Annotated in this window: 5 protein-coding genes; 3 read left to right on the plus strand and 2 right to left on the minus strand. The window is 57.7% G+C overall.

Annotation, left to right across the window (positions count from 1 at the left end):
• Positions 1 to 400 precede the first annotated feature (400 nt).
• Both AUC71_RS11505 and AUC71_RS11510 read left to right on the plus strand, forming a co-directional pair.
• The gene (locus tag AUC71_RS11505) at positions 401 to 691 is read left to right on the plus strand and encodes a GIY-YIG nuclease family protein (protein WP_069624377.1); all 291 of its coding nucleotides are present in this window, start codon (positions 401 to 403) and stop codon (positions 689 to 691) included.
• Positions 692 to 916: 225 nt separating this feature from the next.
• On the plus strand, positions 917 to 1,519 hold the full coding sequence (locus tag AUC71_RS11510) for a TMEM175 family protein (protein ID WP_069624378.1): 603 nt from the start codon (positions 917 to 919) through the stop codon (positions 1,517 to 1,519).
• 129 nt (positions 1,520 to 1,648) lie between these two features.
• Here AUC71_RS11510 and AUC71_RS11515 read toward each other — a convergent pair whose 3' ends face one another.
• Positions 1,649 to 2,542: a hypothetical protein gene (locus tag AUC71_RS11515; protein ID WP_141701635.1), complete on the minus strand. Its 894-nt coding sequence runs from the start codon at positions 2,540 to 2,542 to the stop codon at positions 1,649 to 1,651.
• Between the two features lie 703 nt (positions 2,543 to 3,245).
• On the opposite strand from AUC71_RS11515, the gene AUC71_RS11520 reads away from it, so the two are divergent.
• Entirely contained in the window at positions 3,246 to 3,878 is a 633-nt protein-coding gene (locus AUC71_RS11520) for a hypothetical protein (protein ID WP_069624380.1), read from the plus strand.
• A 44-nt stretch (positions 3,879 to 3,922) separates the two neighbouring features.
• On the opposite strand, the gene AUC71_RS21995 is transcribed toward AUC71_RS11520, so the two are convergent.
• The gene (locus AUC71_RS21995; protein WP_280139311.1) at positions 3,923 to 4,054 is read right to left on the minus strand and encodes a hypothetical protein; all 132 of its coding nucleotides are present in this window, start codon (positions 4,052 to 4,054) and stop codon (positions 3,923 to 3,925) included.
• Positions 4,055 to 4,319: the final 265 nt, after the last annotated feature.

The raw sequence follows: 4,319 nt of genomic DNA on the forward strand, positions 1-4,319 counted from the left end.
GCGCCCCGCTCGCGGCATCATTTTAAAGCCTCGTATCGCCGCTTATCACCTGAGTGGCACAGATGCGCGCATAGAGATCACGCACCTCACCCGACGGCCCACGCGCTACCGCGCAGGCGGGCGAACTGGAGACCCCCGAGGCTGGTCCGTTAGCCTGGCGCGGTTGTCCGGGCCTATCGGGAATTGTGCCTCCGAGACATCCCAGCCGTACCGCGCCACCCCGGGCGCCGCGTCCCTCGTCCCGAGAAGCAGACGGTCTGCAGCTCGCGTCCTCATGGACGAGGGATGGATGCATTCTACGCGAGGTTTTTGGGGCGGGATTAAAGCGGGGATAGCTCCTTCCGCTCCAATCGTCACCCCCGGGCTTGTCCCGGGGGTCCAATAGAGCGTTTCCTTCCGTATGCGCCAGTTTTACGTCTACATCCTAGCCAAGCATCGCCACGGAGCGCTCTACGTGGGCGTGACAAACGATCTAATCCGCAGAGTCCACGAGCACCGCGAGGGACTAGCCCCGGGATTCACGAAGCGGTATGGCGTCAAGCTACTGGTGTACTTTGAGCAACACGCGACCGCGGCAACCGCCATTCAACGCGAAAAGACGATGAAGCGTTGGCCGCGAGCGTGGAAGATCCGAACAATCGAAAGGACGAACCCGACTTGGGCAGACCTCTACGAAGAGATTTGCCGCTAGGCCCTATTGGATGGCCGGGACAAGCCCGGCCATGACGAAAGGACAGGTGGCTGGGACGGCCGGGGATTCGCGCGGACAAATTGCGCTCAAGTAGCGCGAAGCGCGGTAGCGCGCAGAAGAGGTGCGGGGATAAGGCGGGGATAGATCGCGCGGCGCGTTGACGGCGACGCTGGCCCGGATCGAGGATGGCGAAAGGCGCGACTCGCCAACGGCGCGGGGGCACGATTGTCAGACACGACGAAGCGAGACGCAGGGTTCATCCCGACGGACCGGCTCGAGGCCTTGACCGACGCCGTCTTTGCGTTCGCCATGACGCTGCTCGTCGTCAATATCGAGCTCCCCGAGAGCTTCGACCCGAAGACCAACCGGGAATTCCTCGACGGGCTTGCCGGCCTCGCCGACACCTTCACCGCCTATCTCATCACCTTCTTCGTGCTCGTCAGCTTCTGGTTCGGACACGCGAAGCAGACCGCGGAGCCGGAGATGGCGAGCCCGGGCTACGCCTGGGCGGTGCTGTTCCATCTCTTGTTCGTCACGCTGCTGCCGTTCTCGATGCTGGCGCTGAACCGCTACGACGTGGCCGGCGCCGTCTGGATCTACGGCGCGAACATGATCCTGCTGGCGGTGACGGCGCTGCTCGTCGCCCGCGCCGCCGAACGCGACAGCGGCCGCGCGAGCTCAAGCGACGGACGCGTGGAGCTCGGCATTCTGATCGTGTCGGCGGTGCTGTCGATGATCGCGAGCCTGTGGTCGCCCGACTACGCCATGCTGCTCTATCTGCTCAACCTCGCCGCGCCGCTCGTCGCGCGGACCATGTATGGGCGGTAGGGGCAGTAGCGCGGTTAGCGGCGGGGATTGTTTGGCGTCACTCTCGTTCAATCGAATTCAACGCGACGCTTAGACATCCCTTCCAAGTGACGGGTACTTTTCTCCAACCACTCGCGATACTCGTCTACTTCAGGGGTCAACGTACGCAACGCGAGCCAGCGGGTCCAAGACACCACCCTGGAATTGACACGCAGCCACAGCGGACAATGCTTTGCTAGGAAATCTGGTCTGCCATTTCTTTCGCCACTCGAGGATCAACCTCTCAGCCTTGACCTTGTAAGGACCGAACTCCTTACGCAATCTTCCGTGTATGGAACAGAGTTCATCGAAGTACGACCTGACGGACGCCTTAAGGTCGACCTTGCCACCAAGCTTTTCTATCTCAGCTCGGGCTTGGCTCTTGAATTTTCCATCTATCTTCGCTTCCTCAAAAAAGAACTGAGAGCGAAACGACCGTGTGTCGCGACCATTGTCGCGACACCACCCGATGCTAACATTGGTTACGGGCAAAGCACGATGTTGAGCGTAGTTTCGAATTGCTTCCATCACTCGGTAATAAGGCGACCGGTCATAATGGTCCGATATGAGCCCCTTCACCGCATCTTTGTGAATGGCGCCTGCAGATATCTCTGAAGCATCCGTGATAGCGGAATCGAGATACAATCTACACGCGGATAGAAATGCCGACACCAACCTTCCAAACTCTGCACGCACTGAATGGAATGAGGTGGCGTCATCGCGCCGATGGTAGATCATTTCCGTAAGAGTTGACTTAAGAACGAACTCTTCGACCTGTCGGTATCCCTCACTGACTCCGAAGAACTTCTCTTCGAAGGAAGCGAGCGCGGTAAGGACATCCCGTGCAACAATGAGCTCCTGATACTCTTGCTCAGTCAGGCCAATTCGCTCGGGATTGGACAGGCCGAAGCGATTCATCAAACCGTATGAACGAGCTCGATTGTTCTCGAACTCCTTTGAGTTCGACATCATCGGGTCAACGGCCGCTAATTTGGAGCAATCCACCGTCCGTAAGAATGGACGTAGTTTTGCAACTATCACAAAAATAATAGGGATAATGTTCGTCGGATTTGTAGGTTTGATACCCTTGTAGAATTATCTTTCGGTTCTTGCACTTAGGGCACCGCATATTGCGATTTGCAACAAACCGTTTGATGGCTGATACCGTATCCCCCCACAAGAAATACAATACAAAATATACCGCTAGCGATCCGATCAACCATATTGGATTGATATCCGTGGTTAGGACCGCAACCAGCAAGAGAATAATGGGCACAACGACTTTTGCGTCATCCCCATCAAAATCAAACTCAAGCCGCCAGAACTTGAACCTCATGCTGTGCGAGCCTCCCGGCGGGGCTCAGCGAGCACCCGCAAGCCTCGAATCGGTGTAGATTTCTAGCATAGCGCTAGAGGCGGGCCTCATACAGATGCGCGTCAAGACTGATGTCGACTATGCAGACGTTGATGGTGACTATGGCACTGTCGAGGGGCTTTGTGTGACATGCACACGATGTGGCCACTACGTTGAGGTCGGCGGAACTGAGGAAGCCTCCGCGCGTCGCGGTGCGATCATGCTTCGAGAGGAATGCCCTCGAGGCGAGAGTAATTTTTATGTGGTGAATTGGTAGCGTCTTTGTTTGTGGCTATCCAAAGCCAGCCCAGAACGGGCTGTTAGACTAGTCAGTTGGCCTCTATGTCGGATGGCATGGTCGAGAATCTCATCGCGGAGGGTGTAGGCCTACTAGCCGGTCTACTCCTGATAACCCTGCTTGGTGGACGAATAGCTCGCTGGTGGTCGGAATCAGCCTTCGACAAGAAGTGGAGAAAGCACCGCCAGCTAGTAGCAAAGAACATCGCGAACGAATCCGAGGCTCTCGATAATCATCTCTTCTATTTCGGCAAGGACCTTATTGCCACATCACAAAAGGCGATGAATGAACTAAGCGCACTCGATCACGCACAAATGCAAAACAAGTACAACGAGATTCGAGAGGGCTTCGATAAGATCGAGCGTTTTTTTGAGAGCAACCATTTCTGCCTTAGGGACAAGGATCAAGAAGCTGCAATTGCCTACCTAGACTACACTGTCAATCAGGTAGAAAACGAGGCGCTGTCGGGGTTTCGCATGGCATGGACAAATTTCGAAGCCATGCTGGACACACATCTTCGCGGAAGCAAGTCGCTCGACGCAAGAATTGGGGGACCATACGGAGACATGACCCGTCACGAATTCATGCGTGCCCGCGCCCAATCCATAGATACGATGATCGGAAGCATTGACCGCGCCATGTGGGACAGCAAAGCAAGGGCGCTTTCTGAGTCGTTGCGCACGCCTTGAGCTTACTCGTCCCCACGCACATAGACGTCGCTGCCCATCGCGCCTTAGCCCCGCGCCTCCTCGTGACACTGGACGTGGGCCGGCGGGTAGGAACGCTCCAGCTCGGTCTGCGACCAGGTGAGCATTTCGGCCTCCTCGCCGATGTCCGCCATGCACGCGCAGTATTTGCGGACCACCGTCTCGGGCAGTTCCTCCGGGGCGAGGTTCCGCGCGCAGTGCGCCATCCACGCTTCGCTTGGGGGTGGCGTCTGCGCCTCCCCCCGGCGCGGCGACCGGGTCCGCTTCGCCTGCCGGCGGCTGCTCTAGCGCCGCGACACGTTCCTCGAGCCAGGCAAGCTCACTCTGCAACCCCGGGTCATTGGGGGGACCGTTCCTTGAGGCGCGCCATGATCGCCCGAGCCCTGCCGATACCCATCGACGCGCTGTCGCGTCCTTATCTTG

The sequence above is a fragment of the Methyloceanibacter marginalis genome (assembly GCF_001723295.1).
GTDB classification, from domain to species: Bacteria; Pseudomonadota; Alphaproteobacteria; order Rhizobiales; family Methyloligellaceae; genus Methyloceanibacter; species Methyloceanibacter marginalis.

Coding starts and splice junctions, on each gene's coding strand:
- AUC71_RS11505 (WP_069624377.1), top strand. CDS start 401: ATGCGCCAGTTTTACGTCTACATCCTAGCCAAGCATCGCCACGGAGCG.
- AUC71_RS11520 (WP_069624380.1), top strand. CDS start 3,246: ATGGTCGAGAATCTCATCGCGGAGGGTGTAGGCCTACTAGCCGGTCTA.